Raw genomic sequence first — 15,839 nt, forward strand, 5'->3', positions numbered from 1 at the left:
TTAGAGTTTGGAACATTATGAGACATGTTTTTATCATCGGTAGTCGTGGACTACCAGCCAAGTATGGTGGTTTTGAGACCTTTGTTGAGCAATTGGTCAGTCGCCAAGTTAGTAGGAATCTAAAGTATCATGTAGCCTGCCTGTCAGACCAGGCACACCATACACATACGGATTATCAAGGAGCAGATTGCTTTACCATCAATCCTCCTAAGCTAGGGTCTGCGCGCGTTATTGCTTACGACATGATGGCCATCCGCTATGCCTTATTCCTTGTAAAAAAAGAACAGATAGACAAGCCGATTTTCTATATTTTAGGAAATACGATTGGGGCCTTTATTGCGCCTTTTGCTCATCAGATTCATGCGGTCGGAGGTAGCCTTTTTGTCAATCCCGATGGTCTTGAGTGGAAACGGAGCAAGTGGTCTAAACCTATACAGAAATACCTAAAATTTTCTGAAAAAATGATGACTAAATATGCCGATTTGATGATTGCAGATAATGAAGGCATTGAAGACTATCTCCGAGCAGCCTACTCTGCTACTAGGACAAGGTTTATTGCCTACGGTACGGACTTGCTGCCAACAGGTTTGACCAAGGAAAGTCCAGAAGTAGGTGCATTTTTTAAAGATTTTCAGCTGGAGGAAAAAGGTTATTATCTAGTTGTGGGGCGTTTTGTTCCAGAGAATAACTATGCGACAATCATTCGAGAATTTATGGCATCACAGACGACCAAGAAGTTGGTCATTATCTGTAACCATGAAGATTCGAACTACTTTGAAACCTTAAGAGCGCAGACCAGATTTGATACCGATGAGCGGGTGCTCTTTGTGGGAACAGTTTATCAGCAGGAATTATTGAAGTATCTGCGCCAGGAATGTCGTGCTTATATTCATGGACATGAAGTAGGAGGAACCAATCCCAGTCTTCTAGAAGCTCTTGCCCAAACCAATGAAAATTTGGTTTTAGGTGTTGACTTTAATCGCAAAGTTGCTTTAGATGGAGTACATTATTGGAGTAAGGAAGCTGGAAACCTAGCTCAATTGATTAACCAAATAGACGGACAAGCTGAAGCAGTGGAATTGGGAAAAATCACCAAGAAGCATATGCAAGAAGCCTATACATGGGAGAAAATTATCCAAGAGTACGAGGAATTATTTTTACAATGAAAGTAAACATACTCATGTCGACCTATAATGGTCAGCGGTTTTTGTCTGAGCAAATTTGTTCTATTCAAGAACAGACTTATAGAGATTGGACGCTCCTTATCCGTGATGATGGTTCGAGTGACCAGACTAGAGAGATAATTAGAGAGTTTGTAAGACAGGATAGTCGGATTCAGTTTATTGACGCTGATACAAATGACAATCTTGGTGTGATTAAAAGTTTCCATAGATTGGTCCATTATGATGTTGCAGATTATTATTTTTTCAGTGACCAGGATGATGTCTGGTTGCCCAATAAACTGGAAGTGAGTTTGAAAAGAGCTCAAACATATCCAGTTGACTTGCCCTTGATGATCTATATGGATTTAAAAGTGGTTAGTCAAGACTTAGAGATTATGACGGAGAGTATGATTCGTTCGCAATCGCACCATGCAAATACTGAGTTGGTTCAAGAGTTAACTGAAAATACAGTAACTGGTGGTGTGTCAATGATTAATCATTGTTTGGCGAAGATGTGGCAAGAAACAGAAGGGATTTTGATGCACGATTGGTACCTGGCCTTGCTGGCGTCAGCCTTTGGGAAATTGAGTTTTATTGACCAGCCTGGGGAGCTCTATCGGCAACATTCGGATAATGTTCTAGGAGCTAGAACTCTATCAAAACGCTTGAAAAAATGGTTTCGTCCTCATCGTTTATTTAGGGCTTACTGGGATTTGATCAAAAAGAGCCAGCAACAAGCTAGTCATTTGTTGAAAATGCCTCTTTCTCAGTCAAATCGGGAATTGATTGAAGCCTTTGTGACCATTATGGATAAGCCGATGTTCGAACGCTATCAAACACTGAAAAAATACGGCTTGAAAAAAAACAAAACTTTTCATACATTTGTATTTACAATACTTATCGTGACAAAATTTGCTTATAAGGAATCGTTATGAATTTGTTAACTAAAGAAAACCAGATTCTCTTGAGAGAAATGGTAAAGACGGATTTTAAACTGCGTTACCAAGGGTCCTTGATTGGGCACTTGTGGTCGATTTTAAAACCATTTATGATGTTTACAATTATGTATTTAGTTTTTGTCAGATTTTTGAAATTTGATGATGGTACCCCCCATTATGCAGTGAGTTTACTTCTTGGGATGGTAACTTGGAACTTCTTTGCAGAGGCTACAAATATGGGGATGCTTTCAATTGCAGCACGTGGCGACCTATTACGCAAGATTAGTTTTCCTAAGGAAATTATTGTGATTTCTTCAATTGTTGGTGCTGCGATAAATTATGGTATTAATCTTGCAGTTGTAATGTTGTTTGCAGTTATCAATGGAGTGCAGCTAGACTTTGGGATATTGATTCTCATTCCTGCATTTCTAGAGTTGGTTGTGCTGACCGCTGGGCTTGCTTTTATCTTGTCTAGTTTATTTGTAAAATATCGTGATATGGGGCCAATCTGGGAGGTTGTGCTACAAGCAGGGATGTATTCGACACCGATTATCTACTCTATTACCTATATTATTCAACGTGGTCATCTAGAGATAGCAAAAATCATGATGATGAATCCTCTTGCGCAGGTCATCCAAGATCTTCGCCATTATATCGTATACGATGGAGCAACTATTTCATGGGATATTTATGAACACAAATGGATGGTTGTCATGCCTTATGTATTATCTATTGTAATTTTTATTATTGGATATACTATCTTTAAAAAGAATTCTAAGAAATTTGCGGAGATTCTATAATGTCAAATAAAGAGATTGCCTTAAAGGTGGAAGCTGTAAGCAAGAGTTTTAAATTGCCGACAGAATCCACTCATAGCCTAAGGACGACTTTGGTGAATTATTTTAGAGGCATAAAAGGGTATAAAGAACATCATGTATTAAAAGATATATCTTTTGAAGTTGAAAAAGGTGACTTTTTTGGGATTGTTGGCCGTAATGGTTCAGGGAAGTCAACACTTTTGAAAATTATTTCTCAGATATATGTTCCTGAAGAAGGTAGTGTTACTGTCAATGGAACGCTCGTTCCTTTCATCGAACTTGGAGTTGGGTTTAATCCAGAGTTAACCGGACGAGAAAATGTCTATCTGAATGGCGCTCTACTGGGGTTTACTAGAGTAGAAATTGATACGATGTATGATGATATTGTCGCATTTTCTGAGCTGGAAGAATTCATGGATCAAAAACTGAAGAACTATTCGAGCGGTATGCAGGTTCGCCTTGCTTTTTCGATTGCGATAAAAGCAGAAGGAGATATTTTAGTATTGGATGAAGTTCTGGCTGTTGGGGATGAAGCGTTTCAACGGAAGTGTTTTGAATATTTTGCAAACTTGAAAAAGAGAAAGAAAACAGTTATTCTAGTGACTCATGATATGGCTTCTGTTCAACGTTTTTGTACGAAGGCGATGATGATTGACGATGGAGAAATCTCAATAATTGGTGATCCCAATATAGTGGCAGGAAAATATACATTGCGAAATGTTGAGCATCGAACTGAGAGTAGTCAGGTAGACGATAAGAGCAAGAAATCCAAAAATGATATTGAAATAAAATCAATTACCACTAAAAATAAAACAGAAGAAACCAGACACTTTTATTTGAGTGATGATATTGTTGTTGAAGTGATGTATAAAGTAAATAAACCGGCAAAATTTACGATTGGGACCTCTTTTCGTGATTATGAAGACAATCTAGTTGCAGGTATTGGTAGTATAGCAGATATGGAACTTCTCAATAAGGAGGAGGGAGAGTACGTAGCTGAATGCCAAATCCCTGCTTCACAATTCATGAAAGGTGAATACTCAGTCAATGTGTCATTTTGGAGTGATGCTCGAGAACTTCTTGGCTATGAGGATATTACCATGGAAGGAAACCCACCTAAAATAAATATATTAGAATCAAATGTTGCACGTAGTGGGCAATTCAATGCTCAAGGAGTGTGGTGTGAAAAATAGGAGAGTTTAATTTTATGAAATATAAGTTCGCATTGATGAAGTACTCAACTGAGAATATTGGTGATGAGGTTCAAAGCATCGCTGCTCGACGTTTTTTGCCACAAATTGATGAGTACGTTGATCGAGATAAACTGTCAGAATGGAGTCCTAAGGAATCGACCAAGATAATATTGAATGGTTGGTATAATCGAGATCCACAGGGGTGGCCTCCTCAAAACAGTGAGCAGTTAAAGCCACTTCTCACCTCTATGCATGTCAGTGTCAAGGATAATGATGTGCGGAAATCGTTTGAGACAAAGGAAAGTTTAGAATTTCTTTCGGCTCATGCTCCGATTGGGGCTCGTGACAAGCAAACGCTCCACTTCTTTGAAAAACATGGATTAGATACGTATTTTTCAGGCTGTATTACCTTAACCTTGCAACGTGATCCAGATATTAAAAGGCAAGATTTTATTTTAGCAGTAGATGTTCCGAAAAAAGTTGTCGAAAAAATGAAGGAAACAACAAATCGAGAAATCATAGAATTGACGGTTTATCATTTCCCATTTTTAGGGACTGAGGAGAGATTTGCGGTTGCTGAATATATGCTAGCACTCTATCAGTCAGCTCATGCAGTTGTAACGACGCGTCTGCATTGTTTCATGCCTTCACTAGCTTTTGAAACTCCAGTTCTTCTCATCAAGGATTCGGAAAAGTATGAACCTGCACGCTATGGTGGTTTGGATCTGTTACCCCATAGTTTAACAGATGAGGAATATATAGAAAATCCTCAGCGTTATCCACTTGATGAACCGCTGGAGAATCCTCAAGAATATCAAAAAATTCGAAAAAAAATGATAGAGCGTGTAGGTAGTTTTACAGGTTATTCAAATGATGAAACTTTTCGAACCTTACCATTGGAAGAATTGCCTCTGCATATTTCGGCAATTCGCATTTTCGCCTACACCTGGTCATCTACTTTTAAGAAAGCACTCTTGGAAGGAGATGTTGCTTGGGATGAGGAGCGAATAACGGACTTTGAGAGGATTATCGGGGAACAGAATGATGAACTATCTAGTCTCGTTTTGGAGAAGCAAGGTTTGCAACGTGATCTTAAGTTGTTAACGGACCAGACTAATGAACTTGCAAATGAGTTGGAAAAGATTCAGCGCTCACTCTCATGGAAAATAACGAAACCACTTAGAAAAATAAGAAGTGTTATAAGCAAAATGATAGAAAATAGGTAGAAATATGAATGTTTTCAAAAAAATTTTAATGACCTATAAAGCAGAAGGAGCGCGTGCAGTAGGTCGAAAAATCTATTATCATATTACCTCAACTAGACATAATGGCCAGGTAGTTGGGGCTTCCCCTTCAAAAATCAATTTGGATAATCTTCCTCAAATGCCTCAAATTTTAGACTTAGCCACTGCTGATTATATCCATCATCCTTATATACGGCCTGCTAAGCTTTCGAAAGAAAAGTTGAATATTGCCTGGGTATCTCCACCGGTCGGTCCTGGTGGTGGAGGCCACACCACAATTTCACGCTTCGTAAATTATTTACAAAGTCAAGGACATCATATCACATTTTATATTTATCACAATAATACAATTCCTCAATCTGCTAAAGAAGCAAAAGACGTTTTTTTACGTTCGTATGGTATTGATGTGGATGTTGAAGAATTGGAGGATTTCAAGAATCAAGATGTGGTATTTGCTACTAGCTGGGAGACTGCGTATGCCGTTTTTAACCTTCAAGGAGAACAGTTACATAAATTTTATTTTGTACAAGATTTTGAACCAATCTTCTTCGGAGTGGGATCGCGCTATATGTTGGCGGAAGCTACTTACAAATTTGGTTTTTATGGTATCACAGCAGGAAAATGGCTTGTAGATATGGTTGGGCAGTATGGCATGCAGGCTGACTATTTTGATTTTGGGGCAGATATTGAGATTTATAAACCCAAAGGTCCTGTGGTGAAGAAGAAGAAGATTTCTTTTTATGCTCGCGCCCACACAGAGCGTCGTGGCTTTGAAATAGGGGTAATGGCTTTGAAAATTTTTAAAGAACGTCACCCTGAATATGAAATCGATTTTTTTGGCCAGGATATGTCAAACTATGATATTCCTTTTGAATTCACTAATCGTGGTATTTTAAATAAAGAACAACTGGCAGAACTTTACCACGAGAGTGTGGCGTGCTTGGTACTTTCTTTGACGAATGTGTCTCTACTACCTTTAGAACTCTTAGTTTCGGGCTGTGTCCCTGTCATGAATGATGGTAACAATAACCGTATGGTACTTGGTGAAATAGACGATATTCTTTATACTGAAGCCTATCCTATTTCCTTGGCTGATAAATTATGTCAGGCTGTGGAGCGCCTAGATATTAATGAACATGCTAGAATAATGAGCGAAAAATACACAGGACTATCATGGGAAGAAAGCTATAAAAAAGTAGAAATGATAATTCGTCGAGAGGTTTTGAATGACTAATCAAATAAAAGCGACGGTATTTATACCGGTTTATAATGGGGAACATGATTATCTAGAAGAGACCCTGTCAGCCTTATATCGACAAGTAACAGATTTTAGCTGGGATGTACTCATTACAGATTCAGGCTCAACTGATAACTCGGTTGCCATTATCAATCGTTTTGTAGAAAAATATGGGAACTTGCGGTTACTTCAGTTACCAAAGGAAGAGTTTTCTCATGGTGGAACTCGTCAAATGGCAGCAGAAATCAGTGCTGGTGAGATAATGGTTTATCTTACACAAGATGCTATTCCTTATAATGAGCAGTGGCTGGCTGAAATGGTGAGACCTTTCACCATTCACTCTGATATTGTAGCAGTGTTGGGGAAGCAACAACCACGTGATCATTGTTTTCCAGCGATGAAGTATGATATGTTGGCAGTTTTTAATGAACAAGGAGTAGCAGATGCGCTAACTTTTTGGCAACGTTTGGATGAACGACAGAAGGGGAATTACACGAAGGAATCCTTTTATAGTGATGTTTGTTCTGCTGCCCCTCGTCGATTTCTTACAGAAAAAATAGGCTATCGGAATATTGCTTATTCTGAGGATTATGAATATGGAAAAGATATACTAGATGCGGGCTACATTAAAGTTTATAATGCGAAGGCAGTTGTTAAACACTCTAATGATATACGTTTGTCAGAATATAGACGGCGAATTTTTGACGAAACATACAATGTTCGCTTAAATAGTGGAATAACAAATAAGGTTTCTCTTTTTTCGGTAATCAAACAAGTGTGGAAGAATAGCTATAAAGACAGTCTGAAAATTCTATCAGATAGAGATTATAGTTGGAAAAGAAAGTTATATTGGCTAGCAATTAATCCTCTCTTTCATATTGAAAAATGGCGTGGTATCCGCCAAGCTAACCTTGTTGAACTGAATCAGGATATTTCACAATATTCACTTGAGAAGAAGAAAGGGTAAAGGAGATATGTTGAGAGATCATCTATGGATTGTGAAACTACGGAATATTTTATTGGGGATTTTTTTAGTATACTTTGTACAACTGACATTGCCGAAATTGTTTGAGTTCAATCTGAATCTGAAGTTTTGGTGCATCGTAATAGCCATTATTTTCTATTTTTCAGTTGCAGATCTCAAAGAAACACATAAATTGGCTATAAATGCTTTTTTGCTCATTTTATCTTTCGGAACAGTTATTGCACTCATTCGTCCAGTTCAGTATGCTCTAGATGAAGAATCTCATTTAGAGAACGCTATAGGTCTTTCAGATAGTTTTTTATTTGAATATAGTGAGGAGATGATTTCTGACTATAATTCAGTCTTTGTACACGATGGTATCCGCAATCAAGCGAATTTTAGAGGAGATGATTATTGGTATAATGTGGAGCATCAGGAGAGTAAAATTGCAGGTATTCCTAAATCTTTTGATAATCCAGCTTTTATACCAGGAGCGATTGGATGGAATCTTGGAAGGCTGATTTCTGATAAAGTGTACATCTCTTACTATCTGGGACGATTTTTTCATGTCTTAGCCTACGCTTTGCTTGTGTTTTTGGCAATAAAGATTAGTCAAGCGTATAAACCAATGCTGTTTCTGATGGGAACTCTTCCTTCTGCAGTTTATGTTATATCAGGTTATCACTATGATTATTTGTATTATGGTACAACTCTGCTTATTATTGCAATGTTAACGAATGTTCTTGCCAAGGCCGAAAAGATTGATATTAAGTTTATTACAAAATTTCAAGGGCTGGTACTCCTCTTTGTCTTCTCGAAATTTCCATTTGTTTTGGTAGGAAGTCTACTATCATTTTTACCCCTAAATTATTTCGTATCTAAGAAGACAAGAATTGTAGCTACGGTATCTTTTCTTCCAGTCATGTTCTTTGCTCTAATCTATTCTGGAATCGTGAATTTATTTGGTTTTTCAGGTTCTGTTACAGGAGAGAGTCCAGGATTAGCTTACTTTTTAGTTCATCCTCTACCTATTGTTAGAACGATGATTGCTGCACCAGAAGCTGTATTAGAGAACTTTATTCGTCGCCCTCTACAATATATTAGTCATGATTCCGGGTTTCTGTTTACAACTACAACACTGATTGTTTTAGTGATACTATTTACAATCATATTGAGAACACGAATTATGATACCTAAATTATGGGGCGGCTATACAATCTTACTCATGTTAGGCATTACATTTTTGATGGTCTACGCAATAACTGGGGATCCTCGTGTATATACTCCTGGAAATATCTCTGTCGGAGGTGTACAGGGACGCTATTATTATTTTATGATATGTCTGATACCTTTGTTTTTGGGTAATTGGTTACAATCTTATATCCCGTCACCAACCTTAACGGGAATAGAAGAAAAAAGGTTAACAATCATGATGCAGTATCTATTGTCATTTTTAATGATTTTAACCGTCAGTATTGGATTTTATACACAAATTTAATTGATTATTGCTATAAGGGAGAGGAAATAGATTGAAAAAAACATTAGATAAGAAAGTGGATATTAAATATCAATATTTTTGGAATATGATTGGTACGATTAGCTCGACTTTTATTTCTATTATATTACTTTTGATTGTATCAAGATTAACCTCTCCCAGTATAGCAGATTCTTTCAGTATCGCATTCACGCTTGGTCAACAGTTTTTAGTGATAGGTTTATTCGGTGTAAGAAATTTTCAATCGACTGATATCAATGAGCATCATCTGTTTACCAGCTATCTTTTCTCGAGAATTATAACAGTTATTTTGATGATTACTAGTATGTTTATCTATCTTAATATTATAGGATTTTCTGGTGAGAAGTACTGGACTGTGTTTTTCATGGTATTATATCGGTCTTGTGATGCAGTCTCAGATATTTTTCAAGGTGCATTTCAGCAACAGCAACGTTCTGATTTAGCAGGTAAAATTTTATTTTATCGAAGCCTTCTAACGATGCTACTATTCATTGGAGCCTTACTACTAACAAAAAGTTTATTATTATCTACAGTTTCAATTTTTATTCTGAATTTGCTTTGTTGCTATATATTCGATATAAGATACTATCAGATGAATTTTGACAAAATAAATAGATTAACAGCTACAGATTGGTATGAAAGTTGGCATATCATTAGATTGTGCCTTCCATTGTTTATGGGGAGTTTTATCATAAATTATATTTTTAATGAACCTAAAATAGTTATTGATAGTTTTATTACTTCCGGTAAACTGGTAGAAGGCATGCAAAGAGATTTTAATATCTTATTCATGCCGACTTTTGTGCTGAATTTATTACTCATGCTATTACGACCAATGTTAACAGAGTTGTCGTTTTTTTGGCATAAGGGAAAGGTATCTACTTATTCAAAACAAGTTCGAAAGATATTTTTTGTATTGATAGGCCTACACCTAGTAGTTTTACTAGGAGGGTATCTTTTCGGTCTTTCTATATTAAGTTTGGTATTCGGAGTAGATTTGTCATCTTACCTATTGCCATTTATGATATTATTAGTAGGTGGAGGACTAAATGTTTACTCGGTATTGATAGATAATATACTAACTATTCATCGGAAACAAGTTTATCTACTAATTGCAACCGTTCTGCCTTTCATTTTTTCTAAGCTAGTGACTAAAACACTTATTGGGCAATATGCAATCTTAGGTGCAGCAGTCAGCTTTACTATTACTATGTTAGGGTACTTTCTATTAAGTCTTGCTGTTTATATAGTTGTGATGAAAAAGACAAAGAATAAAGTATGCTAATGGATGTTCGTTGATAAAATATATAGTTGAGATATACCTAACGTATTCAAATCGGAGAAAATTTATGAAAAATAATCACACTTTTGTGATTTGCGCTTATGGAGATAGCCCATATTTAGAAGAGTGCATTATTTCTTTAAAAAATCAGACAGCAAAATCAGAAATTCTTTTGTATACCTCTACACCTAGTGAGTACATAGAGGAATTGTGCAAATATCATCATATTGCATATCATACTAAGAATGGTGGAGGAATTGGTATTGATTGGAATAATGCCTTATCATTTGTAAAAAGTCAATATGCAACCATTGCTCATCAGGATGATTTGTATGAAGCAGAATATACTGAACAAGTTCTGACAGAGTTTACTCGCAATTCTAATAATATTATAGTATACTCTGATTATGCAGAATATCGTGATGGAGAACCAGTCCCAGCTAACCTGAATTTAAAGATTAAAACTCGAATGCTAAAACTATTAGCCCTATTTCCAAATTGGAGATTTTGGCGAAATCGTATATTAGCGTTCGGAAATGCTATTTGTTGTCCTGCTGTAACCTATGATATGGAGCAGTTAAACGATTTTCAGTTTGAAACCAAAATGAAGACAAATTTAGATTGGTATGCTTGGTATGATATTAGTACGCACTACAAGGGAGCGTTTGGCTATGTACCTCAAAAGTTGATGTATCATCGGATACATCAAGAATCAGAGACTTCTCATACTATTCGTGATAATGTGCGCACAAAAGAAGATATGGAAATGTATCGCTTGTTTTGGCCAGAGATAATGGCTAGGGTGCTCATTCGTTTTTATGAAAAAAGTCAAAAATCAAATGATTAGGAGAAGATATGTTTAAGAAAAAATCGGATACATTAATTATTATTCCAGCTTATAACGAAGAGGGGTCAATTGAAGCTGTGGTAAGTAATTTGGAGAGAAATTTTTCCCAGTTTGATTATGTAGTGATTAATGATGGTTCTAAAGACCGTACTTCGGAGATTTGTCATAGAAATGGTTTTAATATCATTGACCTTCCTGTAAATCTTGGTTTAACGGGGGCTGTGCAGACAGGCTTTAAATATGCCTATAAGATGGGGTATAACCAAGCGGTACAGTTTGATGGAGATGGGCAACATCTACCAGACTACGTTTGTGATCTGGTTGCAGAGATTGAAAACGGTCAGGACTGTGTTATTGGTTCACGCTTTGTATCCGTTCCGAAAAATAAATCATTACGGATGCTTGGAAATCATCTCATCAGTTGTTCCATTGAGTTGACGACTGGTCAAAAAATAATGGATCCAACCTCTGGTATGAGAATGTTTAACAAGGAGCTGATAAGAGGGTTCGCCTTGAATGTTAATTATACTCCAGAACCAGATACAATTTCTTTCTTGATACGTCAAGGATATAAGATTAAAGAAGTACAGGTTGAAATGTTGGAGAGACAAGCGGGCCAATCTTATTTGACCTTATCTCGCTCAATAAAATATATGATACATATGTTTACTTCTATTTTATTGATTCAAAACTTTAGGAGGAAATAATGGCAATCCAATTTCAAATTTTACTTATTATAATAGCTATTGCGACTTCATTTTTTATACTAATGAATATCCGTAAGTCAAATATTCAAATAGAAGATAGTATTTTCTGGTTTTTCTTCTCAGGTGTTTTAATTGTATTTGCTTTTTTACCAAATGTAATCAGTCAACTATCTAACTGGATAGGTATTGAATCCCCTGCGAATTTTGTATTTCTGGCAATCATTTTCTTATTAATCATTAATCAATACCGTATGACATTGAAACTTGCTAAACTCGATATCAAGTTGAGGGAACTTGTCCAATTTATTGCGATTAATAAAGAGTAATCGACCATCAAATGGACGTAAGCGTAAGCCAACTGTATACTTTCAGGAGAATGAAAGTTGCACAAGTATAAGAATGAACAGATTCGCTCATCACCGGTGGCATTTATCGAACAAAAGCAAGATAGGATAGCAAAGTTGAACAAATGTCCGCAAAGGATGAAATCTGTCGTACATATTGTTTTTCAATGAAGTTCGCTCAATCAGTAAAAAGTTTTATAAATGACTGGATAGTTTCATTTTATCTTTATTCCAAATTTGCCTAGACTATGAATTGATATAGTCAAATATAGTGAGGAACGGTACAGTACACATGTTGTTAAAAGATAAGTGGTCTCAATTGCTTGTTTATTTATGTTTTTATGTTTTAATTTTTCATGACTTATATACAATTTGGGGAACAAATTTAATAGTTCTTAATTCTCTTACTTGTATGATTGGGATAGTATTGGTTATCCTTACCTATCAATTTTGCGATAAAGTAAATTGGCTGACTCTTATTCATATTGGAGCACTCTATTTTCTTTACTTATTATTTGATTACTGGATGCAGATGACCTTTAACCTGAATGTGGAAGGATTCTACTGGTATCATTTTGAACAGAATGGATTTATCCAATATAATGGTCTTCTATTTACAGCGTTTTTTCTTTTCCTTTGCTTAAGGGGAAAGTTTTTTCGATACTATAAATATCATGGTACAGTTCATTATTTAGTTCAAAGTAGCCACTATGAGATACTCTTAAGCCAACTATTTACTTATTTCATCATGACAGGTAGCCAAATGAGGATAGTCATTGAGAGAAATGGCTATCTGAAGCTTTATGATGATCATGATATCTTAAATCAAGCTCATTTATTTATATATAGTATGATAGCTTACCTGATAAGTTCAATTTTATCTCGCTATTTCATAAAAGCAGGTAGAGCTATTAAAAATAAACGGGCAGATGTTGCTCTTTTAATCACATCGAGTATTTTATTAGCAGGAGTTTTTAATTACACAGTTCAAGCTGGGTTAAGTGATAAAGGAGATTGGTTTGGAATCTATTTAGTTGCAGGTGCAACCTTTTTTCAAGTTATGCTATTTAGTTTCCTATTTATTGGTATATATGGGATAACCAATCACTACATAGTAGGAACGCTGTTGAATATTACCTTGGGGACGCTTATTAGTCTTGTGAATAGTGTGAAATTTCTGATGAGGCACGAACCATTTTTACCAGCGGACTTATCATGGCTATCAGAAATAGCTACAGTTGCTCAGTTTGTTAACATCAATATCGGTTTGATAATGTGTGTATTTGTGCTATCTACTACTGTAATCATCTTTCTTTGCTATAAATTTCGGATTCTATCCAATAAATTATTCAAAAATAGGATTCAGCAGGGAACGATCATTGTGCTGGTTTTATCTTTCTTTATAGGTATCACGACCATAATTTCGAATTCTAGAGAATTGAAGAAATCGAGAGAGATTCCACTTATTTCTGCGATGGATAATTTGCAAAACCTTCATTGGTTAGAGATTTATTTTGGTTTATCTGCCAACTCTCGCTTTCAATCACTAAGTTATATTTGGTTCAAACAATTACTGCGTGAAAATATGGAAAAGCCTCCTCTTTATTCAAGACAAGAGATGGAAAAAATCATTGAAAAATATAGCAAGTTGGCTGAACAAATGAATAATGATAGGACATCGCACATTTCCGAGCAAACTGTGATTTATATTTTGAGTGAGAGTTTTGCAGACCCGCTAAGATTGGAAGGTATTCAATCTAACAAGGATATATTACAGAATATATCAACAATTTTAGATAATAATACAAGTGGTTTGATGAAATCGGATGGTTATGGTGGGGGTACTGCCAATATGGAGTTCCAAAGTTTAACAGGACTTCCAAAATATAATCTCAGCCCGTATGTCTCTATTATGAATTCAGAATTGGCTCCTAATTTAAAAGTATTTCCTAGTGTTAGTAACTTTTTTGAAGATCAGATAGTGGTGCATCTAGCTAGTGGTAATAATTATTCTAGGAGATCCATGTATTCTCAGTTGGGCTTTAATACCCAAATTTTCTTAGAAGAAAAAGATGCTGAAACTGTTCAAAAGATGGGAGCATACCCTAGTGATGAAGCAACTTATTTAAAGGTATTGGATCAATTATCGACTTCGAAAAATCAATTCTTTTCGGTTTTAACTATGCAGAACCATAGCCCTTGGTATTATTATGAACCAGAAGACTTGATTGTAACTGGCGAACAGTTTACCAGTACAGAGGCTAGTAATCTATTGAGCTACTCTCGATTACTTTACCAGACAGATCAGACAACAAAACGATTTTTGGATCAATTATCTGAGGTAGATAAAAAAATTACTGTAGTATTCTATGGAGATCATTTACCGGGTATATATCCTAAATCAACATTTGAGAAAAATCCCGACAGCCAATTCTTGACAGATTATTTTATCTGGAGTAACTTTGAGACTCCTAAGTTGGACTACCCACTTATCAATTCTAGTGATTTTACAGCTTTGTTATTAGAACAGGTAGACGCTAAAGTTTCCCCCTATTATGCGCTACTAACAGAGGTATTACATAAAGCAAGTGTGGATAAAAGAGAGCTAGATGAGGAGGGACAGCGGATTGCAGAGGACTTGCGTTTAATCGAATACGATATCGTTGCAGGTCAGGGATATCTTCCAAAAGAATTTTTTGAAATTCCACAGTAATCTTTGTACTTGCAATGATACTTAACCAAAATTAAAAATAACGAAGTCATAGGCAACGAAATCTGAATTAAGTCCCTTTCAAGTTCAAGGACTAAAATTCGAGCTAAAAGATAAGAAAATGCTGTTTCTCATAGAAAATCCCAAAGCCATTGAAGAGAAATTGGAAGCAGTTTGTTCGTACCTGAATGAAGGGAAGTTGGTAAATGGCGTTCGAAGAATGCTGGAATTGATGCGCGACTCTTTATAATCGGATGATAGATTCATCTAAGGTAGCATTCGGGACCTTGGTGCGGTGTGGCTATATATTGTCTATAAGGAAGTGAGCATCAGGTGAACAAACTTGGTCTGTCCTAGATGATGGGATGATGTTGGAGAAAATATTCAATCTGCTACCTGTTGTATCGTCTTATACTCTTTAAAAATCAAAAGGATACTTCGTCAACTTGCCTTGGGGAAGGCTAGTTCTACCTTCGGCTTCGATTATAAGGAAATGAGCGGTGCTACTCTCATTTCCAACGAGTCTGAGACAAAATAGTTCTCAGTCACAAAAAAGCTAGAGATTCCCATTTTATGGCTCTAGCTTTTTATTTGGGCTCTATAATTTCTGTAGTGGGTAAATCCACTGTAGAGATTATGGAGCCTTTTTGAGTATAGAAAAAAGTCCCATATGACCTATAATGAAAAGCGACTAAATTTACATTAGAAAGACTCATATGGAACAACTAAATCTTATCACAAATTTTCTCAGAATTAAAGACAAAAATATCCTTATCACTAATGAATATGATATGGAACTCACTTAGAACTCCACGGTCACTTAGATTACACAGCCCCTAAATGCCCTTCCTGCAAGGGACAAATGGCTAAATACGA

The 15,839-nt window shown here is 36.0% G+C and carries 13 protein-coding genes and 1 pseudogene; all 14 read left to right on the forward strand.

All coding sequences use genetic code 11. The annotated features are described in order from the left end of the window. Positions 1–17 precede the first annotated feature (17 nt). On the forward strand, positions 18–1,166 hold the full coding sequence (gene cps2T, locus ACVPON_RS07650) for a beta 1-4 rhamnosyltransferase Cps2T (protein WP_462877827.1): 1,149 nt from the start codon (positions 18–20) through the stop codon (positions 1,164–1,166). Beyond that, positions 1,163–2,098 (forward strand): glycosyltransferase family 2 protein, encoded by a 936-nt coding sequence (locus ACVPON_RS07655; RefSeq protein ID WP_462877829.1) that lies wholly within the window; start codon positions 1,163–1,165, stop codon positions 2,096–2,098. Before cps2T ends, ACVPON_RS07655 begins: the two co-directional genes overlap by 4 nt. After that, a complete protein-coding gene (locus tag ACVPON_RS07660) occupies positions 2,095–2,901 on the forward strand; it encodes an ABC transporter permease (RefSeq protein WP_462877831.1) in 807 nt (268 codons plus the stop codon). The genes ACVPON_RS07655 and ACVPON_RS07660 overlap by 4 nt, the downstream gene beginning before the upstream one ends. Then, positions 2,901–4,112 (forward strand): ABC transporter ATP-binding protein, encoded by a 1,212-nt coding sequence (locus tag ACVPON_RS07665; protein ID WP_462877833.1) that lies wholly within the window; start codon positions 2,901–2,903, stop codon positions 4,110–4,112. The genes ACVPON_RS07660 and ACVPON_RS07665 overlap by 1 nt, the downstream gene beginning before the upstream one ends. 14 nt (positions 4,113–4,126) lie before the next feature. Beyond that, positions 4,127–5,338, forward strand: coding sequence for a polysaccharide pyruvyl transferase family protein (locus ACVPON_RS07670; protein WP_462877835.1), 1,212 nt, complete (start codon positions 4,127–4,129; stop codon positions 5,336–5,338). A gap of 4 nt (positions 5,339–5,342) precedes the next feature. Beyond that, positions 5,343–6,590 carry a rhamnosyltransferase WsaF family glycosyltransferase gene (locus ACVPON_RS07675; RefSeq protein WP_462877838.1) on the forward strand — a complete coding sequence of 416 codons (1,248 nt, stop codon included), beginning with the start codon at positions 5,343–5,345 and terminating at the stop codon, positions 6,588–6,590. Next, positions 6,583–7,560 (forward strand): glycosyltransferase family 2 protein, encoded by a 978-nt coding sequence (locus tag ACVPON_RS07680; RefSeq protein WP_462877841.1) that lies wholly within the window; start codon positions 6,583–6,585, stop codon positions 7,558–7,560. Before ACVPON_RS07675 ends, ACVPON_RS07680 begins: the two co-directional genes overlap by 8 nt. 7 nt (positions 7,561–7,567) lie before the next feature. Beyond that, positions 7,568–9,055 (forward strand): DUF2142 domain-containing protein, encoded by a 1,488-nt coding sequence (locus tag ACVPON_RS07685; RefSeq protein ID WP_462877843.1) that lies wholly within the window; start codon positions 7,568–7,570, stop codon positions 9,053–9,055. Between the two features lie 31 nt (positions 9,056–9,086). After that, positions 9,087–10,358, forward strand: a complete 1,272-nt coding sequence (locus ACVPON_RS07690; protein WP_462877845.1) for a lipopolysaccharide biosynthesis protein — start codon at positions 9,087–9,089, stop codon at positions 10,356–10,358. Positions 10,359–10,422: 64 nt separating this feature from the next. Beyond that, complete coding sequence (locus ACVPON_RS07695) at positions 10,423–11,202, forward strand: glycosyltransferase family A protein (RefSeq protein ID WP_462877847.1); 780 nt, start codon at positions 10,423–10,425, stop codon at positions 11,200–11,202. Between the two features lie 8 nt (positions 11,203–11,210). After that, positions 11,211–11,909: a glycosyltransferase family 2 protein gene (locus ACVPON_RS07700; protein WP_462877849.1), complete on the forward strand. Its 699-nt coding sequence runs from the start codon at positions 11,211–11,213 to the stop codon at positions 11,907–11,909. Next, a complete protein-coding gene (locus tag ACVPON_RS07705) occupies positions 11,909–12,235 on the forward strand; it encodes a DUF2304 domain-containing protein (protein ID WP_462877851.1) in 327 nt (108 codons plus the stop codon). Before ACVPON_RS07700 ends, ACVPON_RS07705 begins: the two co-directional genes overlap by 1 nt. 310 nt (positions 12,236–12,545) lie before the next feature. Further along, a complete protein-coding gene (locus tag ACVPON_RS07710; protein ID WP_462877853.1) occupies positions 12,546–14,966 on the forward strand; it encodes an LTA synthase family protein in 2,421 nt (806 codons plus the stop codon). Positions 14,967–15,679: 713 nt separating this feature from the next. Continuing rightward, positions 15,680–15,839 (forward strand): annotated as a pseudogene (locus tag ACVPON_RS07715) (ISL3 family transposase); the annotation flags it as partial.

Source organism: Streptococcus sp. 1F3, from assembly GCF_054968985.1.

Excerpts from the sequence above, each read along its gene's own strand:
- cps2T (WP_462877827.1), top strand. The coding sequence starts at position 18 with ATGAGACATGTTTTTATCATCGGTAGTCGTGGACTACCAGCCAAGTAT.
- ACVPON_RS07655 (WP_462877829.1), top strand. The coding sequence starts at position 1,163 with ATGAAAGTAAACATACTCATGTCGACCTATAATGGTCAGCGGTTTTTG.
- ACVPON_RS07660 (WP_462877831.1), top strand. The coding sequence starts at position 2,095 with ATGAATTTGTTAACTAAAGAAAACCAGATTCTCTTGAGAGAAATGGTA.
- ACVPON_RS07665 (WP_462877833.1), top strand. The coding sequence starts at position 2,901 with ATGTCAAATAAAGAGATTGCCTTAAAGGTGGAAGCTGTAAGCAAGAGT.
- ACVPON_RS07670 (WP_462877835.1), top strand. The coding sequence starts at position 4,127 with ATGAAATATAAGTTCGCATTGATGAAGTACTCAACTGAGAATATTGGT.
- ACVPON_RS07675 (WP_462877838.1), top strand. The coding sequence starts at position 5,343 with ATGAATGTTTTCAAAAAAATTTTAATGACCTATAAAGCAGAAGGAGCG.
- ACVPON_RS07680 (WP_462877841.1), top strand. The coding sequence starts at position 6,583 with ATGACTAATCAAATAAAAGCGACGGTATTTATACCGGTTTATAATGGG.
- ACVPON_RS07685 (WP_462877843.1), top strand. The coding sequence starts at position 7,568 with ATGTTGAGAGATCATCTATGGATTGTGAAACTACGGAATATTTTATTG.
- ACVPON_RS07695 (WP_462877847.1), top strand. The coding sequence starts at position 10,423 with ATGAAAAATAATCACACTTTTGTGATTTGCGCTTATGGAGATAGCCCA.
- ACVPON_RS07700 (WP_462877849.1), top strand. The coding sequence starts at position 11,211 with ATGTTTAAGAAAAAATCGGATACATTAATTATTATTCCAGCTTATAAC.
- ACVPON_RS07705 (WP_462877851.1), top strand. The coding sequence starts at position 11,909 with ATGGCAATCCAATTTCAAATTTTACTTATTATAATAGCTATTGCGACT.
- ACVPON_RS07710 (WP_462877853.1), top strand. The coding sequence starts at position 12,546 with ATGTTGTTAAAAGATAAGTGGTCTCAATTGCTTGTTTATTTATGTTTT.